Source organism: Anaerobacillus sp. (assembly GCF_046314235.1).
Classification (GTDB): domain Bacteria; phylum Bacillota; class Bacilli; order Bacillales; family Anaerobacillaceae; genus Anaerobacillus.
Genome location: NZ_JBKBWN010000013.1, coordinates 33,117 through 53,776, shown reverse-complemented (window position 1 = coordinate 53,776; position 20,660 = coordinate 33,117). Strand labels below are relative to the sequence as shown.

27 protein-coding genes are annotated in these 20,660 nt (G+C 32.9%); 25 read left to right on the top strand and 2 right to left on the bottom strand.

Translation table 11 applies throughout. The annotated features are described in order from the left end of the window. The first annotated feature begins 259 nt into the window (after positions 1-259). The 24 genes from ACK4M9_RS16840 to ACK4M9_RS16725 all read left to right on the top strand — a co-directional run bounded on the left by ACK4M9_RS16840 (position 260) and on the right by ACK4M9_RS16725 (position 18,244). Positions 260-1,300: a serine hydrolase domain-containing protein gene (locus tag ACK4M9_RS16840; RefSeq protein WP_409853055.1), complete on the top strand. Its 1,041-nt coding sequence runs from the start codon at positions 260-262 to the stop codon at positions 1,298-1,300. A gap of 225 nt (positions 1,301-1,525) precedes the next feature. Next, on the top strand, positions 1,526-1,993 hold the full coding sequence (gene yiaA / locus ACK4M9_RS16835) for an inner membrane protein YiaA (RefSeq protein WP_409853052.1): 468 nt from the start codon (positions 1,526-1,528) through the stop codon (positions 1,991-1,993). A gap of 103 nt (positions 1,994-2,096) precedes the next feature. After that, positions 2,097-2,873: a CPBP family intramembrane glutamic endopeptidase gene (locus tag ACK4M9_RS16830; protein WP_409853050.1), complete on the top strand. Its 777-nt coding sequence runs from the start codon at positions 2,097-2,099 to the stop codon at positions 2,871-2,873. Between the two features lie 115 nt (positions 2,874-2,988). Then, the gene (locus tag ACK4M9_RS16825) at positions 2,989-3,552 is read left to right on the top strand and encodes a hypothetical protein (RefSeq protein WP_409853048.1); all 564 of its coding nucleotides are present in this window, start codon (positions 2,989-2,991) and stop codon (positions 3,550-3,552) included. Between the two features lie 199 nt (positions 3,553-3,751). Beyond that, positions 3,752-4,171 (top strand): VOC family protein, encoded by a 420-nt coding sequence (locus ACK4M9_RS16820; protein ID WP_409853046.1) that lies wholly within the window; start codon positions 3,752-3,754, stop codon positions 4,169-4,171. Between the two features lie 447 nt (positions 4,172-4,618). Further along, positions 4,619-5,035 carry a hypothetical protein gene (locus ACK4M9_RS16815; protein WP_409853043.1) on the top strand — a complete coding sequence of 139 codons (417 nt, stop codon included), beginning with the start codon at positions 4,619-4,621 and terminating at the stop codon, positions 5,033-5,035. 93 nt (positions 5,036-5,128) lie between these two features. Next, complete coding sequence (locus ACK4M9_RS16810; protein WP_409853040.1) at positions 5,129-5,308, top strand: hypothetical protein; 180 nt, start codon at positions 5,129-5,131, stop codon at positions 5,306-5,308. A gap of 257 nt (positions 5,309-5,565) precedes the next feature. Beyond that, positions 5,566-5,772 (top strand): DUF5316 family protein, encoded by a 207-nt coding sequence (locus tag ACK4M9_RS16805; RefSeq protein ID WP_409853038.1) that lies wholly within the window; start codon positions 5,566-5,568, stop codon positions 5,770-5,772. Between the two features lie 55 nt (positions 5,773-5,827). Beyond that, on the top strand, positions 5,828-6,313 hold the full coding sequence (locus ACK4M9_RS16800) for a GyrI-like domain-containing protein (protein ID WP_409853036.1): 486 nt from the start codon (positions 5,828-5,830) through the stop codon (positions 6,311-6,313). An 88-nt stretch (positions 6,314-6,401) separates the two neighbouring features. Next, positions 6,402-6,923, top strand: coding sequence for a GNAT family N-acetyltransferase (locus ACK4M9_RS16795; protein ID WP_409853033.1), 522 nt, complete (start codon positions 6,402-6,404; stop codon positions 6,921-6,923). 110 nt (positions 6,924-7,033) lie between these two features. After that, the gene (locus ACK4M9_RS16790; protein WP_409853031.1) at positions 7,034-7,534 is read left to right on the top strand and encodes a hypothetical protein; all 501 of its coding nucleotides are present in this window, start codon (positions 7,034-7,036) and stop codon (positions 7,532-7,534) included. Between the two features lie 88 nt (positions 7,535-7,622). Beyond that, complete coding sequence (locus ACK4M9_RS16785; protein WP_409853029.1) at positions 7,623-8,150, top strand: hypothetical protein; 528 nt, start codon at positions 7,623-7,625, stop codon at positions 8,148-8,150. A gap of 167 nt (positions 8,151-8,317) precedes the next feature. Further along, positions 8,318-8,644: a hypothetical protein gene (locus ACK4M9_RS16780; protein WP_409853026.1), complete on the top strand. Its 327-nt coding sequence runs from the start codon at positions 8,318-8,320 to the stop codon at positions 8,642-8,644. A gap of 97 nt (positions 8,645-8,741) precedes the next feature. Then, complete coding sequence (locus ACK4M9_RS16775) at positions 8,742-9,467, top strand: polysaccharide deacetylase family protein (RefSeq protein ID WP_409853023.1); 726 nt, start codon at positions 8,742-8,744, stop codon at positions 9,465-9,467. Positions 9,468-9,517: 50 nt separating this feature from the next. Beyond that, on the top strand, positions 9,518-10,078 hold the full coding sequence (locus ACK4M9_RS16770; RefSeq protein WP_409853019.1) for a GrpB family protein: 561 nt from the start codon (positions 9,518-9,520) through the stop codon (positions 10,076-10,078). Continuing rightward, positions 10,065-10,643, top strand: coding sequence for an SF0329 family protein (locus ACK4M9_RS16765; RefSeq protein ID WP_409853016.1), 579 nt, complete (start codon positions 10,065-10,067; stop codon positions 10,641-10,643). The genes ACK4M9_RS16770 and ACK4M9_RS16765 overlap by 14 nt, the downstream gene beginning before the upstream one ends. 41 nt (positions 10,644-10,684) lie before the next feature. Beyond that, a complete protein-coding gene (locus ACK4M9_RS16760; RefSeq protein ID WP_409853013.1) occupies positions 10,685-11,041 on the top strand; it encodes a nuclear transport factor 2 family protein in 357 nt (118 codons plus the stop codon). A gap of 102 nt (positions 11,042-11,143) precedes the next feature. Next, positions 11,144-12,226: a hypothetical protein gene (locus tag ACK4M9_RS16755; protein ID WP_409853011.1), complete on the top strand. Its 1,083-nt coding sequence runs from the start codon at positions 11,144-11,146 to the stop codon at positions 12,224-12,226. 176 nt (positions 12,227-12,402) lie between these two features. Then, positions 12,403-13,020, top strand: a complete 618-nt coding sequence (locus ACK4M9_RS16750; RefSeq protein ID WP_409853008.1) for an alpha/beta hydrolase — start codon at positions 12,403-12,405, stop codon at positions 13,018-13,020. Between the two features lie 21 nt (positions 13,021-13,041). After that, positions 13,042-13,494: a hypothetical protein gene (locus tag ACK4M9_RS16745; RefSeq protein ID WP_409853005.1), complete on the top strand. Its 453-nt coding sequence runs from the start codon at positions 13,042-13,044 to the stop codon at positions 13,492-13,494. A 362-nt stretch (positions 13,495-13,856) separates the two neighbouring features. Further along, complete coding sequence (locus tag ACK4M9_RS16740; RefSeq protein ID WP_409853003.1) at positions 13,857-14,231, top strand: hypothetical protein; 375 nt, start codon at positions 13,857-13,859, stop codon at positions 14,229-14,231. Between the two features lie 234 nt (positions 14,232-14,465). Further along, positions 14,466-15,146 carry an ABC transporter ATP-binding protein gene (locus ACK4M9_RS16735; RefSeq protein WP_409853000.1) on the top strand — a complete coding sequence of 227 codons (681 nt, stop codon included), beginning with the start codon at positions 14,466-14,468 and terminating at the stop codon, positions 15,144-15,146. Further along, positions 15,143-17,563: an ABC transporter permease family protein gene (locus ACK4M9_RS16730; protein WP_409852997.1), complete on the top strand. Its 2,421-nt coding sequence runs from the start codon at positions 15,143-15,145 to the stop codon at positions 17,561-17,563. The genes ACK4M9_RS16735 and ACK4M9_RS16730 overlap by 4 nt, the downstream gene beginning before the upstream one ends. Before the next feature lie 171 nt (positions 17,564-17,734). After that, positions 17,735-18,244, top strand: coding sequence for a GNAT family N-acetyltransferase (locus ACK4M9_RS16725; protein ID WP_409852994.1), 510 nt, complete (start codon positions 17,735-17,737; stop codon positions 18,242-18,244). A 459-nt stretch (positions 18,245-18,703) separates the two neighbouring features. Here the strand turns inward: ACK4M9_RS16725 and ACK4M9_RS16720 are convergent, their stop codons facing one another. After that, complete coding sequence (locus ACK4M9_RS16720) at positions 18,704-18,907, bottom strand: helix-turn-helix transcriptional regulator (RefSeq protein WP_409852991.1); 204 nt, start codon at positions 18,905-18,907, stop codon at positions 18,704-18,706. Then, complete coding sequence (locus tag ACK4M9_RS16715; RefSeq protein ID WP_409852988.1) at positions 18,908-19,210, bottom strand: hypothetical protein; 303 nt, start codon at positions 19,208-19,210, stop codon at positions 18,908-18,910. It abuts the gene before it with no gap. Positions 19,211-19,471: 261 nt separating this feature from the next. On the opposite strand from ACK4M9_RS16715, the gene ACK4M9_RS16710 reads away from it, so the two are divergent. Continuing rightward, a complete protein-coding gene (locus tag ACK4M9_RS16710) occupies positions 19,472-20,656 on the top strand; it encodes a hypothetical protein (protein WP_409852986.1) in 1,185 nt (394 codons plus the stop codon). Positions 20,657-20,660 lie beyond the last annotated feature (4 nt).

Here is a 20,660-nt window from a genome sequence, read left to right as displayed (position 1 = left end):
AAAGGATGGCTTTTGGTCTCCTGTTAAAAATAAAACTTTATTTGCAAAATGGATATTTATGTTAAAATAGATAGATAGGCTGGTTATTGAGATTTCCTCTAAACTTTAATAGCCTTTCTAAGGAACCAGAAGTGATTATTTAATTTATTTACAGGAATTTTAATAAGGGGTTGATTCCTGCATCGAGGGGGACAGTGTACCTGTCCCCCTGTCCCCATTAGAAACAAGAGAGATAATTTTTTGAAAGAGGAGGGATACGATGAAAACTAATTTACTAGATCGTATAACAACTTTGCAAAGCGAAGATGAATTTTCAGGTACGGTTTTGGTCACTAACGATAAGGGAATTTTGGCAGAAGTAAGTTATGGGTATGCTAATCGTTCTGATCAATTTAAAAATAGGACTTCAACTCGCTATGGAATTGCATCGGGATGTAAGCTTTTTACTGGAATCGCAATTTGTCAGCTAGTGGAGGAAGGACGGCTTTCCTTCGATTTAAAGTTAAAAGAATGTCTTAATGTAGATTTCCCACAGTTTGATGAAGAAATAACAATCCATCATCTATTAACACATACTTCTGGAATACCTGATTACTTTGATGAGGAAGTAATGGTTGACTTCGAAGAAATGTGGATTAAACATCCAATGTATCATATTAGAAGTTTGAAAGATTTTTTACCGTTATTTCAAGATCAACCGATGAAATTTAAAGCCGGAGAAAGATTTCACTATAATAATGCCGGTTATATTTTACTAGGTTTAATTGTTGAACAAGCAAGTAAATGTAACTTTTCTGACTATATTCAAACACATATTTTCGATAAAGCTGGTATGGGGGACTCAGGCTACTTCGAATTAGATGCTCTTCCAGCGAATACCGCACTAGGTTACATTGACCATCCAGACGGAACGTGGAAAACGAATATCTATTCCTTGCCAGCAAAAGGTGGTTCGGATGGCGGCGCGTTTGTAACAGTAAAAGATATGGCTAAACTATGGGATGCACTAATGAACAATGTACTTTTAAGCGAAGTAACCACTCAACAGTTGCTCACTGCCCACGTTCGAGTTGATGATGAAGATAATTTTTATGGCTATGGGCTATGGATAAAGAAAAAAGGAGGCGAGATACAGAAGTATCATGTGATGGGTTATGACCCTGGTGTTAGTTTTCATTCTGCTTTTTATCCGGAGACGTTGAATAGAGTGGTTGTGTGTTCAAACAAGTCTGAAGGTGCTTACGGTATAATGAAGGGCATTGAAGCTGAACTACATGTAGGAAGTAGTATTAGTGAATAGTTGACTTATATTTTTGATGTGCGGTAGCCGAATTAAGGTTATCGCCTTTTTATTAATCTAATGAACAGAAAAGTCTAGCTAGTCAGAATCACCAAAAAAATAATCAAGGAAAATTTATCTATTATTTGTAATAAATTTCTATATAATGAAATTAGGGGTGAAGCACTACCGTGTATTTGGGGTGCTTTATTTTTATAACATGCAAAGATGGAGGCGAAACATTGAATGTCAAATGAACATGAAGTTTTAGTTGAGAAAAAACAAAGTGATTTAAAAAGGAAAGTAGAAAGGAAAGAGGGAGAACCGACTCCGGCTTTCGTGGGAGCTTCTTGGGGAGCGCTGTTAGTAGGTGTAGCGGCTTACCTTATCGGTTTGTTTAACGCAACGATGGAACTGAACGAAAAAGGCTATTACTTTGCTGTTTTAATTTTCGGACTATATTCAGCGGTATCTTTACAAAAAGCAGTAAGAGATAAAGATGAGGGAATTCCAGTTACAACTATTTATTATGGCATTAGTTGGTTTGCACTTATTGTCGCTATTTCATTAATGGCAATCGGTTTATTCAATGCAGGAAGTATTGATTTAAGTGAAAAAGGATTTTATGCTATGGCATTTGTTCTAAGTTTATTTGCAGCCATAACGGTTCAAAAGAATATTAGAGATACACAGAGGGCAAGAGAAAGAGATTAAAGGGACAGAGGGACAGGTTCACTGTCCCTCCCCAATTGCTAACAAAACCGAAACTAAAATTACATTACCCTTAGAACTATTTTAAATTTGGCGGTGACATTAAATGGATTTGTTACGTGAAAGCATAGAGGAAAATCAACGCACAGTTAATCTTAGCGTGTGGAAGGTACTTCTCCTTGTTTTTGTACCTACTTCAATATTAACAATAAGCTATCTCATTGTAGGTCATATACTTGGAGAAACGATTCCAACTCTATTAATATTTTTTATTTTAGCACTATCAATTCTCTTCCCCATACAGCTCTATGTGGTATTTTCTGCTAGTAAGAAAGAGTTTGGAAGATATTCTTTAAAAAGTGCATTTTCAAATTACCAAAAGTTAAGTTGGTGGAAGATCATTACCTATGCAGCACTCCTATGGGCTTTTGCTGGTGTAATGTCCGCAACAATAGCCCCATTAGAAGAGATGTTTTTTGCCCCAATTACTGAACGATTTTCGAATATTTTACCAACATACTTTAACTGGACTAATTTTGATTACTTGGAAAACTATTCAAGGAACATACTGTTGTTGACTTGTGGTGTTTATTTTATCTTAAATGGATTTATTGGTCCTATCGTTGAAGAGCTATTTTTTAGGGGTTATCTCACACAGAAATTTAGTAGATTTGGCAACTATGCCCCATTCATCATAACAGTATTATTTTCTTTTTATCATTTTTGGTTACCGTTTAATAATTTGTTTAGAATTATAGCCTTTTACCCTGCATACTATATTGCTTGGAAAAAGAAAAATATCTACATAGCCATTGTATTTCACTGTCTTTGCAATTTAATTTCAGCTTTTGGCTTTATTCTGGCAGTTTATGCTATATTGTAAAGCTTAATTCTAGATGAAAACTTCCATTTCAAAGCACAAGATTAAGGTAGATAATACGAAGGATAATATGTAATTAGATTGGGGAAAATACAGAAAAAATGTAAGGGTGAAGTAAATGAAAAAGTGTATTTTCCTACTTTCGCTTGTCCTAAGTATCGTAATTTCATCAAACATAGATAAAGGTTATGCAATTGTAAATGATAGTCCTCGTCCTTTTGAAGAAACTTACATTGAAATTGGCTATAAAACCGTTGAAGAAGCCTTAAGTGATTTTGAAAAGCATTTTAATCAAAGATTAGCGTTACCACTTAGAGTGCCGCCAATCGTTTTCACCCATAAATTCGGGAGATTTAATGATTTAGAAGGAGATCTAAACGACAGTTTTGAAGTGGAAGTCGTCAACGAAAACTCCGGAAAAAATCATTATATGATTAATGTAAAGCATATTGAGCATAAACTTAAAATTCCACAAAAATACAGGATAGATGAATATACCTTAAACAACGGAAACAAAGCACAATTCATAAAGATTTCTACTAATTTTAATGCCCTCGTATTTGAACGAGATTGCTGGCAATACATACTTAGTGTCGATAGTAGAGTGTCTAAGCAAGTAACTCCTGAAGTCCTTATCGAGATTGCTAATTCCATCGATTATACAACTACTTCAAAAAACTAAAAGGTTTACACATGAGGCTGTCCAAAAAAGTGTCTGACACCACGCGTCTACTGCTAAATATAGATGTATAGGTCTATATTCGGTGCCCTAGCGTTGTCTAATACTTTGTTTTTGGACATCCTCTTATTTTTGGTCCAAGCAGGGATCAAATGATAAGATTGAATGACACTGGAATATATTCAACAAAGGAGGGACTAATTTGAACTACATTTTAGACCACGTTGGAATTGCTGTTAGAAGTATTGATGATGCACTCCCATTCTATTTAAATATATTAAATGGCGTATTAGAGGACCGATACACTAGTGATATTCCAGGTGTTGAAGTTCACGTAGCTGTTGTCAAAACCGATGATAAAATAATCGAACTACTGGAGCCAACGAACAAGAACTCACCAATTGCTCGCTTCATAAAACAAAAAGGAAAAGGAGTACATCATCTGGCATATCGCGTTGACGATTTGGATAAAGCAATACAAGAAGGTAGAAAAAATGGAATTCGTTTTCTAGACGAAACACTTCGTACTAACACGCGCGGAAGAAGACTAATCTATATTAATCCCGTATCAACAGACGGAACATTAATGGAACTTTGTGAGTATCTAAATTCAGAAAATTGAACAGGTATTCTCAAATAATCATGCATAAAAACTTCTCGTGAGAAAAAATTCTAACAATAAAGAACGTATCAAAATAAATCCAGTTTTTCGCAAACATTAATTTGAAAAAAGGCGATTAAAATAGCATGCTGTTTTAGTCGTCTTTTTTATTTCTAGGCTAAATTCCCATAGGTAAAAGCCTGTGATCATGAAATTAAAACAAAATTGCGATATAAACCAGTGAATGAATTCCTATTTTTTCTTTGTAGTCAAGTTAGAGAAAAAAATTTTAGGTGTTACACCCAAGAACTTAAATATATGTTAATATATGTATAAGATTTGAGGAAGTGTGTTCTAAATGCAATGGAGAATGGTTGTTAAATATGGTTCTTTTATACTTTTTATTCTGAGCTAAAGAGCCTGGGCAGTAAAATAGGAAAAAATAGATCAAAAAAGGTGGTTTTATTAATGAAGTTTAGGATGTTGCTCGGCACTTTTCTTTTGATCATCTTAACAGCTTGTTCGTCAACGACACAAACTGTTGTGACCGGTGAGGTAATCTTCTACGGAGAAGGAGAACATTGGAATGTTAGTTACATATACAATTCAGAAATGTACGATGAAAAAAAGCTGAATTGGATTGAAATTGAATTTAAAGATTTTGAAGCAGTGTTAGAAGATCTCGGTAATCTTTCCATTGAATTGGAAAGTAGAAATGGTTTGATTAAAGGTATTGTCGGAGATATGGAAACGGAAATCGAGGGAAATGTTGTTTCTTTTTTAGTTGGTACTGTTAATCAGGAGACATATGAAGAAGATGAGTTTAAGATGACTATAAAATCGCAAGATAAACAGGAAGTTATAAATTTGCAGAAAAAACAATGATATTAAAGTAATGAAGAGTGGAGCAGTCATATTAAGATGTTGATCGTGTTTCGATTAATAAATGGTTAAATCGTAAACTTGGAGGCGTTATATTTGGAAAGTGCAGTCTTTTGGATAACAACTATCGGTGGTTTATTATCATTTGGTGCCTGGATTTGGTACTATGCTTCATTAGGAGAGAGAATTTCGAAAGAGGAAAAAGAGGTAGGGAAAGATTTGACGTATGAAATGAACCCATTTACAGGGTCCACTGGTAATCTCAAAAAGAATTAGCGATCCATTCTTGAATATTTACAGGAAATATTCAAGAATTTTTAGTTAAATAGTTAGCTATAATTAGAACAAAAGTGTTAGAAAAAGTGAATGAGCCTGTCAAAACAAAGTGTCATACACTTTTGGGACAGCCTCATTCTTTATTAATGTCAAATAAAATAGCCCAGGGTAATAGGAGCAAGATCATTAACATTCCTATGAAACTAATTATAACTCCGAAACGTACATAAATTAATGAACTGAGAGGGGTAATCTATATGTTGAATTTGTTTCTTATTATTGGTGCTATTGGCATTATTATTTCTGGTATTTTTATTGGGGCTTGGACTAACGGACTGCAACAAAGAGCTAATTTTCATTCTGAAACAGAAAACCATAGACATTTCAGAACAAGAATAGCAATGGTTTCTGGTTTACTTGGACTAATTTCGTTAGGTGTTGCCGGATTAATATATTATTTTTAACCAAAAAGGATCTTGAAGAAAGGTCCTTTACGTTTTTTGAAACGGGGGAAATAAAATGAGCTATGAAATTGTATCTTTACCAGCCTATCGTGCAGTAGGATTAAAATGGGAGGGGACTTTCTCTGAAATTGTACCAAATTTAAAAAATATTATTAAACAAATGGAACAAAGATCCCAGGAGTTACAGTATAAGATCAATCCTGATATTCAGTTAGGGTTATCTTATCATGTAATTCCAAATGGCTTTGCGCATTACTCTGTGTTTGAAGTGAGTGAGCAGCAGGAAATTCCTGATGGGATGATTGAAATAAAGGTTCCTGAAATGACATATGTGAAAACTACTCATAATAAGCGAGAAGATATAACAAAGACTTATACAGCTTTGCATGAATGGTTGATTAAAAGTGACTATACCGCATATAGAAAAGCTGGGGTAGACTATTATGACCCAGATTTGCCAATTAAACATGAACATTATCCAGTCGACCGAGATCCAAACGATCCGCATTTTGATATTTATATTCCGCTTATGAAAAAATAAGTCTTCTTATTTAACAAGCGAGATACCTACTTGAACTACTTTCTCTTTGTAACTAGTTTATTTGAGTAATTTGATAATGGAGACTAAGATGATAATTAAAATGACACAAGCTAATATAAATGATTTTAATAAATCAAACGATGGTTTTATTGTTTTCGGGAGAATTGTACCTAAATTTGAAAATCGTATTTGGAAATATACTGAGGAACTATTTTCTAAACCATATTTTAAGAAATATGAAGATGAAGAGATTGATATAGGTTATATTGAGGGTGAACGAAAAGTAGTATTTTTTTATTACGCTGAAAACAACTGTATTGGTCAGATTAGACTTCGAGGAAACTGGAATGGATATGCCTATGTAGAAGATGTTGCTGTTGCAAAAGAATATAGAAAAAATGGTGTTGGAACCGCATTATTAAATAAAGCCTTCGAATGGGCAAAGGAGAATAACTTTTGTGGTCTTATGCTTGAAACACAAGATATTAATGTCTCTGCTTGTCGCTTTTATTCCAAAAATAATTTTATAATCGGATCTATTGATACTATGATTTACTCAAACCTTTCAACTGCTAATGAAATAGCTATTCTTTGGTATTATAAGTTTTAGTTTTACAGTTTGGCAATATCCGAACGAACAGTGACCTAAAGTGAAACAAGGATCTCTCTTTTCAACAATTTAGCTAGAATAATAGAGAAATAGTTCTGTGGGGGATATATTTGAAAAAGATATTAATGCAGATTTTTATTGCTAGTGCAATTAGTGGAGTATTATTTTATTTTATCAATCTAATGAACCCGTCACCTGGAAAAACCTCGGGGAATGGGAACCCGGCATTAATTCATATGGTAGTATTAGTACCGCTGTTTTGTTATTTAGTAATTCTATTCGTTAAATTTTTTAAGGAAATGAACATTAAACCTACTATGTTAGTACTTGGTATTGTCGCCATTGCTACACATTGGATGGTTGGCTTCTTTTATCAGAAAGGTTCCTATATTAAGCACAAAAATATTTTACAAGATTTGTATTACGAGCAACATGGATTTGAAGATAATGTATATATAGACCAGATAACCTCGTTATTTTCTATTCATGTAAACAGCCAATATTTCAATCTAAACACTTATTTGATGTTTTTAACACTATCAATTTTAATTTCCTTCTTGGTTATTATTATGCAAAAAAGAATAAAGAGTATGCAAAATTTAACAAGGTAGACGTCTTTCTGAAACATCCAGCAGCGACGTTTTTTATGCAGCTAGTATTGTTGATATGAAAATAGATTTAAAGAGGGAATGACTAACCATGAAAAAGTATGTTTCACTATTATCATTATTGATCATATTCATTGCCATTATCGTAAGTTTTAATAAAAATGCGCAAATTGTAAGTGAAGTACAAGGAGTAGAAGCATATACTCCGAAAATAACAATAGGGGACCAAGAAATTGACGTAACAACACAAACTATTTGTTGGACTATGGATGTTTGTATGGGTAGCGTGAGTGGTTACAATCTCGACGAGACAATGACTACAAATTATGTGGTCAAATCTGGCGAAACATTGAAAATTAAATTTAATGATAAACCTTTACCAAACACAATAAATTTAAAAATAGAAGAATTACCTGACTATCATGAGCAGTGGAGTTATAAGCAACGGGATGATCTCCCGTTATTCAATTATTTTCTTATGCTGCGAAACACACCTAGCTATATAGAACTTCCAAACGAGCAAGGAACTTATACTTATAACATGCTTGTTTATTGGCATGGTGAAAAGAAAACCATTCAAGGAATGGCAAATTATCGATTTAGTATTACATTTCAATGATTTAACTATGGTAAAAATGGACTTAAAGTATTCGAGTGCGAATAGTTCAAGAATATGCTAATAATAGACTTACTTGGAGTAAAATAAAGAAATAGATCTAATTATGAATGAAAAGAGATTTGGCTCTATGATATAATCAAACGTATTATTTATTAGAGGTGATTAAAATGGATAATGAACAATTGCTAAAAATCATCTTAGAACGATTTGATAACCTAGATCTTCAGTTTAACAACGTAGATCGTCAGTTCAAGAATATAGATAGTCAGTTCAAGAACATAGATAGTCACCTTAACAACGTTGAGCTTCAATTTAAGGTAGTTTTATCAAGGCTTGATCGAATAGAAAAAAGTCAACAGGAAGATGTTAAAGATACTCTTCATCTTATTACTAAAAAGGTTGACAGAATTACGTATGACGTTGATTATTTAAGTGAGAAAATTGGTAAACATGATACAAAAATTAATAGTCTCGAGAAGAGAATTCAGTCCTAACATATCTGGACTGATTTTTTGTTGAGAAATTACCCTTTATATTTTGTGGGAAGCTAGTATTATATTAATAATGACAAAAGATATTATTGGGGGAAATATGAGGAAAATAATGATCATAACTAGTATTACAATCGTACTTTTTATTAGTTTAGGCTATTTATTAAACGAGTTATCTAAATCAAGAACGTTCCAATTTTTTGGTGGTTTAGTTACAAGTGTAGAAGTAAACGAAAAATTAGTTGCATTAACGTTTGATGATGGTCCTGGAGCTAACACAGATAAAATAGTAGATATTTTAAGTAAACATGATGTGAAAGGGACTTTTTACTTAACGGGACACGAGATTGAAAACTTTTTTGATGATGGAGTTAAAATTGTACAAGCAGGACACGAAATTGGAAATCACTCTTACTCCCACAAACGAATGGTTTTTAAATCACCATCTTTTATAAAAGATGAAATAGAGAGAACAGATGAATTGATACGCCAGATTGGCTATAAAGGAGAAATCACTTTCCGTCCACCTTATGGAAAAAGGTTATTGTTCCTGCCGTATTACTTATCTAAAAATGAAAGAAATACAATTTATATGAACATCGAACCTGAAAGCTATCCAGAAATTGCCTCAGACTCAAATAAGATTGTTAAGCATGTAGTTGATAATATAGAGCCAGGTTCGATCATCCTATTACATGTCATGTATGAAAGTAGAATTGAATCTCTCAATGCCGTAGAAGGGATTGTTACTTCATTAATAGAGCAAGGATATACATTTGTGACAGTATCGGAACTGATAGAGTACGGAAGGGAGAATGGGAAATAGGTGCCGATTTTAAAGTAATGAGGAGCTTATTCGAAGAAAGGGAGATTTTTTTGAGAAAGGTTGAAGTATGTTCATACAATGAAAAATGGCCATTAATGTTCTTGGAAGAAGCTGAAAAGTTGAAATTAATCTTTGGAAATGAAATTTTAGACATTTATCATATTGGTAGTACTTCTGTTCGAGGGTTAAAAGCTAAACCAATAATAGATATTATGCCTGTTGTTGAAGACATTACCCTCGTCGATAAATATAATGAAGAGATGCAAAACAATGGATATGAACCCAAAGGTGAGAATGGACTACTTGGCCGAAGGTACTTTCAAAAAGGTGGAGACAATCGCTCCCATCACGTTCACATTTATCAGGTTGGAAGTAATGAAATAAAACGACATTTGGCCTTTCGAGACTACTTGCAAAGCCATCCATCCTTAAAGAAGACGTATGGTGACTTAAAAGAGAGACTGGCGCAACAATTTCCACATGATATTGAATCGTACATTAATGGGAAAGACCGTATTGCAAAAGAAATTGAAGAAAAAGCATTGGAATGGTTTAAAGAAAATCAGAAACATACTCTAATTATTGATGGTGATTCCTATGCAATGGAGTAAGACGAAATCAACACTTGAAAGTTTTTTATGTGATAAGTTAAAAGGACGTATCAAGTTATATGCAACCGTTTATCGGAAATTCCCAGATTGTCCAGCTAGGGTTTGGATTACATTTGACAAAAAAGAAATAGTAAGTGCTTCTGATCTTACATATGCAGTAAAACATGAGAAACTATATCAACTTATGAAAGAGGAAGGAAGTTTAAGTGGAATTCCCTATAACCCAGATTGGGATGTAATGTTCAACTCTTTGGAACGACAGGAACTAATTAAGGCTTCAGAGGATACGGAAGAAATGATGAAAAATCAAAGCATTTTTGAAGGCTATCATTTCTATGCCCCATTAATAAAATACAGTTCTTTGTCCATTGATGAAGCAATGAATTCGGAAAATATTATTATTAAGGCATACTCAATGCTAGATAGAAGGTTAGGTAAAAGGAGATTAAAACAATTAATTTTTACTAAGGATACTCATCCATTGGTTGTTCATTTTTATAAAATAAGATGTGAGGTTGAGGGATTGGGTATCGTTGAAGATGCTAATAAGACTGAAAAAGATTAATCTATCTTTTTTACAAAACATTAAACAAGGGAGAGAGTTTAATGGAATTTAGATCGCTAGAAGAAGAAATTCTGTATCTTGAAAAACAATTAATGACGTATGATTATAACGAGTTAAACGAGCATCTCGCAGAGGATTTCTTGGAATATGGAAGCTCTGGGAACATTTTTGATAAAAAAGCGCAACTAGATGCTGTTAGAGAAGATAAAACAGTTACTAATTCAATTAGATATACAGTCACCTATTTTAATATTAAACTATTAGCTGCAGATGTTGTATTAGCAACGTATCGCTCGTTAAGACATAATAATAACAAATTGGTATTAAGAAGTTCGATTTGGAAAAGGAACGAAGGGAAATGGCAAATGGTCTTTCACCAAGGAACGTTCGCCAAATAAGAACCCCTAAGATATAAGAAAAATTAAATGTGTTATTAATTGTAGTTAAGTTCCAGAGTTAGAGAAAGCTTTGCTACTGTTTTAAAAGTAAAGGGGAAGAAAATGAAGTATAGAAAGATTATATTTTTTTTGGTTTGTTTATTATTTTATATCGGAGTTTTACGGATACCAACAGTACAACAATACTATACAACTGCGTTGGTAAGTTTGCTTAATATTAATACTGAATATAAAGAAGTAGGGAATATCGTATTTAGATATGATAAGAATTATTATTACATAATTGATGAATTAGAGAAAGAAGTAAAAAATATCAATGAATTAGGGAATGCATGGTTTAATGGGGAAACCAACTCAAGTCTAACCGTATATCTTCCAAAGTCGTTTATTGCTCGTGTGATATTAAAAGGAAGTAATGCAATCTTTATTCCGAAAAGTAACATTGCTGTTTTAGATGGCAGACTAAACGAAGATTCCCTTATGCACGCATTGACACATGAATATGCCCATTTTCACATGATGAATAAGATGGAGGACATAGAATTAAGTATCTCTGATGTTCCAGAATGGTTTCATGAAGGAGTTGCTGAAGCTTTTGCACATCGGTTTGCTCCGCTGCCTTTTCTAGAAGCAATTAACTGGTGGCATGTAATCCCATTTTCTGAGATGAAATTTAGAGGGGGAGGCAGTGGAGAGGTTATTTCCGAATGGTATGTTATGGCTCATTTTACTGTTGAAAAACTTTTAAAGGATCATGGCGATCACGTCATTAATAGTTTAATTGAACTAACAAAAGAAACTAGTGATTTTACCGTAAGTTTTAAAAGCCTAACGGGCCAGCAATTAGTTGACTATCATGAGTGGTTAGTAGTAGATCATCAATTTTTCGAAAAAATCAATGCATTGTACGCAGAAGGTGATTTTGAAAAGGTAAAAACGATTCTTCTCCAGTTCGATTATGAAAATGGCCCGTATTATCTCAAAGCGAATTCGGTTTATTTTCTGCTAGAAAATATTTACGTAAAAGAAGAACAGTGGGCAAAAGCGATAGATATGGTCGTGAAAAGTTCGTATTACATACAATATTCTTCATCGTGGAAAGATGCTTCTGAGTATGCTCTAAAGCTAAATGATAAAGAAAAAGCACACTATTTTGCACAAAAAGCAGTTGACATTGCCGATTAAAATAATAAGGATTATTTTAATGATTGGTTAAATGTTGTAAGAAAACAAACTCGGACAGTGAACTAATGTGGGGGAGTTTCGGAACTGTTGCAATGGATAGTTGTTGTATTATTCAGCAAATAATCTTAAATCACCAATGCAATAATAGTAAAATGTTTATCCAAGGGGTGAAAAAGATGGATGAAAATGAAGTTGTCGACTCTAAAATGATACCTTTTAGAATCATAGAGCAAAAAGAACCATCAAATAAATTAGCCATTATCTTACCAGGAGCAGGCTACACAACCCAGGCGCCGTTGTTACATTTTACAACAGGTTTATTGTACAAAAAAGGTTTTGATGTCTTACATGTTAACTATACATATAACAGTAAAGAGTTGTCGGCTCTTAGTGAAGAGGATTTCACTAACGATGTCCAACTGGTCATTGATACTGTTTTAAAAAACAAACCATATGAAATATGCTACTTTGTGGCAAAATCAATTGGAACAATAGGGTTAAGCCATTTATTAAAAAATCCGATGTTTAAAGATGCAAAAGCCGTTTGGCTGACCCCGCTATTACAAAGAGATGATGTCTTTAACGCAATGAATAACACCAATAATAGAGGGCTTTGCATTATTGGAGACAAAGATCGTTGCTTTATTATTGACCGATTTGAAGAATTGAACAAAAACACCAAACTAACTTTAAAAGTAATTCAAGGTGGAAATCACAGTTTAGAACTTGGTGATGAACCAATAGAATCTATTGATATTTTGAAAAAAGTAATTTTAGATATTAATGAATTTTAAAAAAGAATTGGAGCGATAGTTTTGAAACGATATCTTATAGCAATATGTATTTGTTTCCTTATTGTTACAGCGTGTGGAAAGCAAGAAAGTGTTGTCGATTTTGAATTAATAGCAAATGAAACTAGTATAATAGCGCTTCATATAGGTGGTGTTGATGTAAATGGTGCATCAACTGAAGAGACAAATATAACAATTGAAGAAGAAAATAAGATAAAAAAAGTAATAGCTTTATTAGTGGGTATCGACTTTGTTCCAATAGAAAAACAGGATGTTTTAAACCAAGGATTACATAAAGCTATTGGTTACAATCTATTTTTTATTGAAGATTTCGATTCACAAGAACATCCTAGTTTATGGTTATTAAGCGATGGCGAAACGATCATTATTCCAACTTGGGGAGAACAGTATTTTATAATTAGAGATGCTGCAAATTTACACAAACAAATTTTAAACATATTAGAGGTTCAATTTTAGTTCCTTTTCTAATTGAATTTGTTAATAATTATAAATAGAGTTGCCAATAGCAGAAAATTGGCAACTCTATTTTTTTTATTTAAGCTTGATTTGTGCGTGTAATTGATAATTTTTTGCGCCAAAAAGAGTAAAATATGCGCCAAAAATTAGAGTTGCAGCGCCAAACTTAATTTGTGCGCGAAAATGAGCTGCTGTGAAAGGTGGATACAATTTATATTTATAAATGAGTTACAAGCATTTTTTACCAAAGGAAATGGAAAAGGAAGGGAAATTAATAGTTCTTGTAGAATTACCATCATAATGTTAGTTGATACTATTGAGCTGTTTTATAAAAGAAAAAAGGAAAATATACGGAGGATTGCATGAATATTTCATTAGGTTTGCTATTTATTTTAATATTTTATGTTGATAGATTTTTTGGGGGGGAATTTAATAAAGGTGAATACAAAGACTTAACTGAGTTCATGAATTGGTCCGATTCTAAAGGAGGAAAGGTTGTACGTTGGGGAGGAATATTGTCGGTATTACTACTTATTTCCGTTGCGATTTATGTCTATATTCAAAATGATATCAACCTTTACAAATGGTTCTGGGTTTTCTTTTATATTATCGCTTATGGAATTAAGTCATTAGGTGAATGGATGTACCTTGAAGGCAGAAAGTATCTATTTTCCTTGTCCTTAATGATGTTCGGGATAATAAGTGTGTTAGCTATTTATCATTTCAATGCTAATTAATAAAGTATTGTAGTAGCAGACTTTAGTAAAATAACATTCCGGTGCACTATTGGAATGTTAGTAAGAAAAAAATAGTTCTATTGGTTTATTTTACAAAAATTAGAAAAAGGTGTTTCCTTTAATAAAATCTATGAGTATATTAAAAATATAATAAATAACAATTTATGGTAGTATATATTGGAAGAAATTGAGAAATTGGCTTATTTATTATCACTAACTATTTAAGGAGAAAACATGATGATTAGAGTTGAAAATTTATATAAATATTTTCATGTTGGAGGTAAGAGTAATCCCATTCTAAATAACATCAATTTAGTTGTTGAGAAAGGAAGTTGGACAAGTATTGTAGGTCTTTCTGGAACAGGGAAGTCTACCTTGTTGAAGTGTCTATCAGGTTTAATGAAACCAGAGGAAGGAACAATTCATATTGGAGAACACAATATTTACAATTTAAAGGAGAGTTCACTTAGTGATTTTCGGCGTAAGAACGTCGGTTTTATCTTTCAAGATTTTAAACTGCTTCCCCACTATTCTGTGTTGGACAATGTAACTTTACCACGTATCTATGATGAAGGTAGGGAAGTACTAGAATCAAAGGCAAAATTACTTTTAAAAGAAGTAGGAATAGTAGAACAATTGTTCAATCGACTACCGACGAATTTATCAGGAGGAGAAAAACAACGTGTTGCCATAGCTAGGGCATTAATTGCTACACCTGATGTATTACTATGTGATGAACCTACTGGTAACCTTGATATAGCAAATCGAGATCAAATCACAAACTTACTTTTGAAAATTAAGGAAAGTGGTCAGACATTAATTGTTGTTACTCATGATGAAGCAGTAGCTGATTTGGGAGATACATACTATCACCTAAAAGGTGGAGTACTGAACGAGGTAGTGATGAATAAATGATCGGATTAGCGTGGAAACGTATCATTAATAGGAAGTGGAATTCGCTTATTACGATTTTCGCCCTTCTCGGCATATTCATCATAGTCCCACTAGGAACCCATTTTGCTCAAGAATCAAAGATTACTGTGGAGGAAGCAATTGAGCAATATGCGAGAGGTTCCTATGACATATTAGTACGGCCGTCTACTGCAAGAACCGAGATTGAAAATATGCTAGGTGTTGTAGAAGAGAATTATATTGGTGACGGTCTTGGTGGAATATCTATTCAAGAATGGGATGAAATCAAAAGAGATCCAGATATTGAAGTAGCAGCCCCTGTAGCGTCACTTGGATATTTCTCTGGGAACCGTACATCTATAAATCTACCATACCTAGATCACCCTGCCCGAATGACATTTCAGTATTTCACTACAGATGGTGTGAATACCTTCCCTATTGATAAAGAACATAGCTTCACATATTTCGAAGGTAAGGAAATGGAGTATGAACAATACCTTGATTTAGAAGATAAAGTAATCGGTGCATTGAGTATTCGGTTACCTCAGAATTATTACTTGTTAACAGCAATAGATGTAGAAAGTGAAAACGAGCTAACAGGATTAAATTTTAATGCATTATTAGAGCAAGACATAGATGAGGAACAACTAAATATATTTCTTGAATATCGTGGGAATCCACCAGTAATACCCGTTCTTCAACGAGAGGACCTGCACATTCCCCTTAGTTTATCTGTAAAAGTGGAAGAATTAGATATTTCTTTACAATATTATTTAGATCGGTATGATTTAGGGGACCATATCTTGAATATTTTTACAAAAGAATATGACAAGATAGAAGATTTACATAACGAACTAATGCGGCTGCAAGCCATTTCTGCAACCGAATATGTAGTAGATTTAAGTAAATATCAGAGCCCTTACAATGGAACAACCATTGACCTGACAAAAGATTTCAAGCCACAGATTGCGGAATATGGTGGTACTTTGTCTAATGACTCTTCTCTATATTATGTTGCCTCAAAAATTGACTATAAGTTTGTTGGGGATGATAAAATTGAAGTTCATAAAGTCAGAGAAGTATCCCCGCCATTGTATAAGGAAGTAACTGAAAAGGGGCAAAGCTACCTTGAGGAATTTTCTGCCCCATTTATGCTTTGGCAAGTAGGAACTTTCTCTCCAAGTGAACAAAGTAATCTTCTTGTATCTAGTCCTTTAGGTATTTATTCTTCTGAAGAAGTGAAAACGCTCGATAACGTTTCCTTGACACCTACCTTGATGCCAGGAGGATTTATAGCTACACCTGCAGCGGGCGTTACAACAATAGAGGCAGCAGAAATAATTAAAGGTGAAACACCTATTGATGCTATTCGGATACGGGTTGCAGGAATTGATACTTATAATAAAATAGCACAACACAAAATTGAAAGTGTAGCAACTAGGTTATTGGAGCAAGGATATGAAGTAGATATTGTTGCAGGCTCATCTTTTAGAAAGTTAGAAATGAACGTTGAAGGTATCGGAGTTGTGATAGCGCCATGGACTACATTGGGTGTAGCACAGACTCTCACACAGAATTGGAACCTATCTACATTTATTAGTACCATACTATTTGCCATGTTTGGTGTAGCCTGGTTTTGGTTCCGCCAAATACTCGAACGAATGATCCTTTCTAGGGAAAATGAAATATTAACAACCCTCGGTTGGAGAAAATCGAAAGTAATGATGCGCAACTGTATGGAACAATATATTTTAATTACTACTGCTTTTATAATAAGTATATGTATATTTTTATTACTAAATATGAATATCAAACTCATTTGGGTTTTAATTGGATTGTGGTTGCTTTCTCTGTTAGTAGTAACTTTTGTTTTTTCAATAACAAAGAAAATCAAATCAAGAGAACAAAGCTATCCAATATGGTCTAGTATCATTCATTACAGAGATCTCATCGTACCAACCATGCTATTGCTGTTTATAGCCGTAGTTCTCATATTTGTACAAGCGGTCAGTTTATACTCTACCTATATACAATCAATAGAAACAAGTTTAGGTGAATTTACGTTTGCAATTACATTTTATTTACAATTTTTTATCCTTATCGCTACATTATTTCTAGTATTAATAAGTATAAGTGAATCGATAAATACGATTATTGATGCTAGGAAAATAGAATTTTCGATGTATTTCACAATAGGCTGGACAAAAAAGATGATTTTAAAACATTTCGGTAGGGAAGTTGCTATTTGGGCAGGTATCTCCATTTTTTGTGCAAATATAATTGCGGTTATCATTTTACTAAGCTTAAATCTAACATTTAAATCAATATTAGTTGGGCTTTTTGGCACATTTATGATTACAATAATCCCAATTATCTATATTGTTAGAAGAAAAACTTATCAATTAGCTGTTGAAAGCTAATACCCACTAGAGCAGTTGGCTAGCGCCACCGAAATAAAATACAAAAACAAGTGGTCGGATCTTTTGCTGCTAAAGAGGCGAATGGTACGACCACTCGTTATTGAATGATGAAAGAAAAATGGGTAATAATACAACAACAAATTCCTATTTTGTTAGAAAGGTAGCATAGATATGATCCAAAAAAATGACTTGCTTATTCGCCTTATGAATATCGATGATTTGGATGTCATGGTCAAATGGCTAAATGACAAGAAGGTATTGGAGTTCTATGATGAACCGCCATCTGATTTAGCTAGAGTGATGACAAGATATGGTCCAAGGATTGAAGGGAAACATTATGTTTCTCCTTATATAGTAGAGTACAAACATGAAAGAATAGGTTATATACAACATTATAAGTATCGAGTAGAAGAATTAAAAAAATACGGCTATCCAGTAGACCGGGTTATTTATGGGATCGACCAGTTTATTGGAGAAACTCAATTATGGGGTAAAGGGTTAGGGGCAACAATGATTCAAATGATGTTAAATTACCTAAATACCAATAAAAGGGTCTCAAAGGTTGTTTTAGATGTGAAAAAAAATAATGCTAGAGCAATCTCATGTTATAAGAAATGTGGTTTCAGGGAAATTAAAGAGCTTAGCAATGACCTACTTTTAATGGAATGGTCGAAAGCGTGAGATGAGAAACTTCATCTTTTTCTATAAAAAGTCGTAATTAATGAATAGATAAAGCCGATTGATCCAAAGATGATTAGTGATGTCTCTCGGTTTAAAAATTTCCCATCAATTTCTCCCACTCTGGATAGATTATAGAAAAAATGAAAGATCCAATAATAACACCGATAAAACTAAATAAAATAGCTTTTGCACACCAAAAAAGTATCATACTTAATCGCTTTTTAGGTAGAAAATCAGTAATTATAGTCATAGGAAAGTAGATGATAAGAAAAATAAAAAAACCTACATAAATGCTATAAAATCCAATCAATACGTCTTCGTAATTAGCAATTTTTGTACTCTCTACATTTTCTAAAATAGCAAATCCAAGAGTGAACAATGTCCAAATTATTTGTCATTTTACTAAGCTTAAATTATGGTGAGGAATGCATCAAAAGACCTCGATATGAGGTCAATTTGTCACTCTATAACAGAACCACTGATGAAAAGCTCATCTACTGTCGTATCCAATACAGAGGCTATGTCAAAAGCTAATTGTAAAGTAGGGTCATATTTATCGTTTTCAATCGCATTTATCGTTTGTCTGGAAACGTTACAGAGTTTGGCCAGTTCGTCCTGGGATAATTTAGCTGATTTTCTTAATTTCTTAATTTGATTTTTCATTTAATCACCATATTTTTTTCTGTAAATTAATAATGTTACCAAATATATAATTGAAATCACCGTCAGAAACGCTATCGGCGAAATTCCATTACCATTATAAGAAGTATTCCCCTGAATAGTTAGATAAATTGACTGTGCAACTTCTAAAATTAGCATACCTATAACTACGATAAATGCATATGATTGAGCTTTCGTGTTGATAAACTTCCTTCTTTCATCACCCTTTTGAGAAAATGTTGCAACAAAAATCAAAATTCCGCAAACTAACAATATGACAGAATACACAATTTTAACCCAATCCATTTTAAATTCCTCCTTATTAAAAATGTAAAAAGTATTTGACACTTTTATTGTAGCATTAGCTTCAAAAATGTCAAATACTTTTTACATTATAAATTTTTATAAAATTATAAAAACAACAATCTTTTTAGAAAACAAGCTTTTTTCAAAGAGTGCGTTTCTATATTAGGAACGCTTTTTATTTTTTCCAAATTAAAGTAAAAAGGTGATAAGATTATATTTGGAAGTATGTAATCTAGATTATAAATGTAGAGGATGAGAAGGTTGAATATTTATCTCGATAGAATCGTTCAAGACTTAGGAAATTTAAATTTGTCCATTTACTGGTCAGGTTTCCAATCGGTTGCATACGCATTGTATGATAAAAATGATGTTTATCTTTTCAACCATCCTAGAATGACAAAAAATCAGAAGTATCAAATTTTAAAGTGGGATAAACAATTTATTGGCTGTACAATTATTCTCTATGATGATTACCCAACAGCAATCGTAAATTTCGAATTGTATGAGGACTATGCAAGTATATATTCTATTCTAGTTCACGAATTATTTCACGGTTATCAATATGTTAAAGGCGAAAAACGATTCCCGAATGAAATTGTAGGAATTACATATCCGTTAACAAAAGAAAATGTGGAATTACGAAATAAAGAAAGATCAAGCCTGTACTGTGCTTTGCTAGAAAATAATCGTATGAAAAAGAAACAATATCTAAATACTTTCATTGCCCTAAGAGAAAAAAGAGCTGCCATCATGAATAATTATTTATTATACGAAAACTTAGTTGAAACAATTGAAGGACCTGCCTGGTATGTTGAACTAAAGGCTTATTCGGAAAAGAGTCCGTTGGATCACAATTCAGTTCTTGAAAAATATGGACAACACCTTATAGATAAATATAATTCCACTCTTGATATACGAAGAAGTTGTTATAGTTCTGGTTTGGCTATGTGTGTATTACTTGATGAGTTTTCACCAGGTTGGAAGGAACATTTTTTGGGGAATGAAGAAACTTTATATGATTTATTAAAGCAGCTTTCCAAAGGTTTCGTAAAAATAGATGATGTAGAAATAAGTCCTGAAACAGAAGAAGTTATAAGTGCCGCTAAGAATAATAGGAGAAAAGCATTTGAAAGTTTTGAGCAACAAAAAGGAATTCATCTCTTTATCGAAGGGGAAATAACGGCAAAATCATTTGATCCAATGAATATCGTTCCATTCGAGGAAAGGCTTTTACATAAGAACTTTATAATGGTAAGCATGAACAAAGAAGACTATCTTTTGCAACAACCAGTTATAACTTATGGTGGACTTCAAAATATAAATAAATTGCATCTTTTATTAAAAAATACTCCCATAGAAAATGGTGAATACCTTACCATTGAAGGTGTAGGAATAATAAAGGGAAGAAGATTTGAGAAACAAAAAAACACATTAGTACTGGGCTAATGTT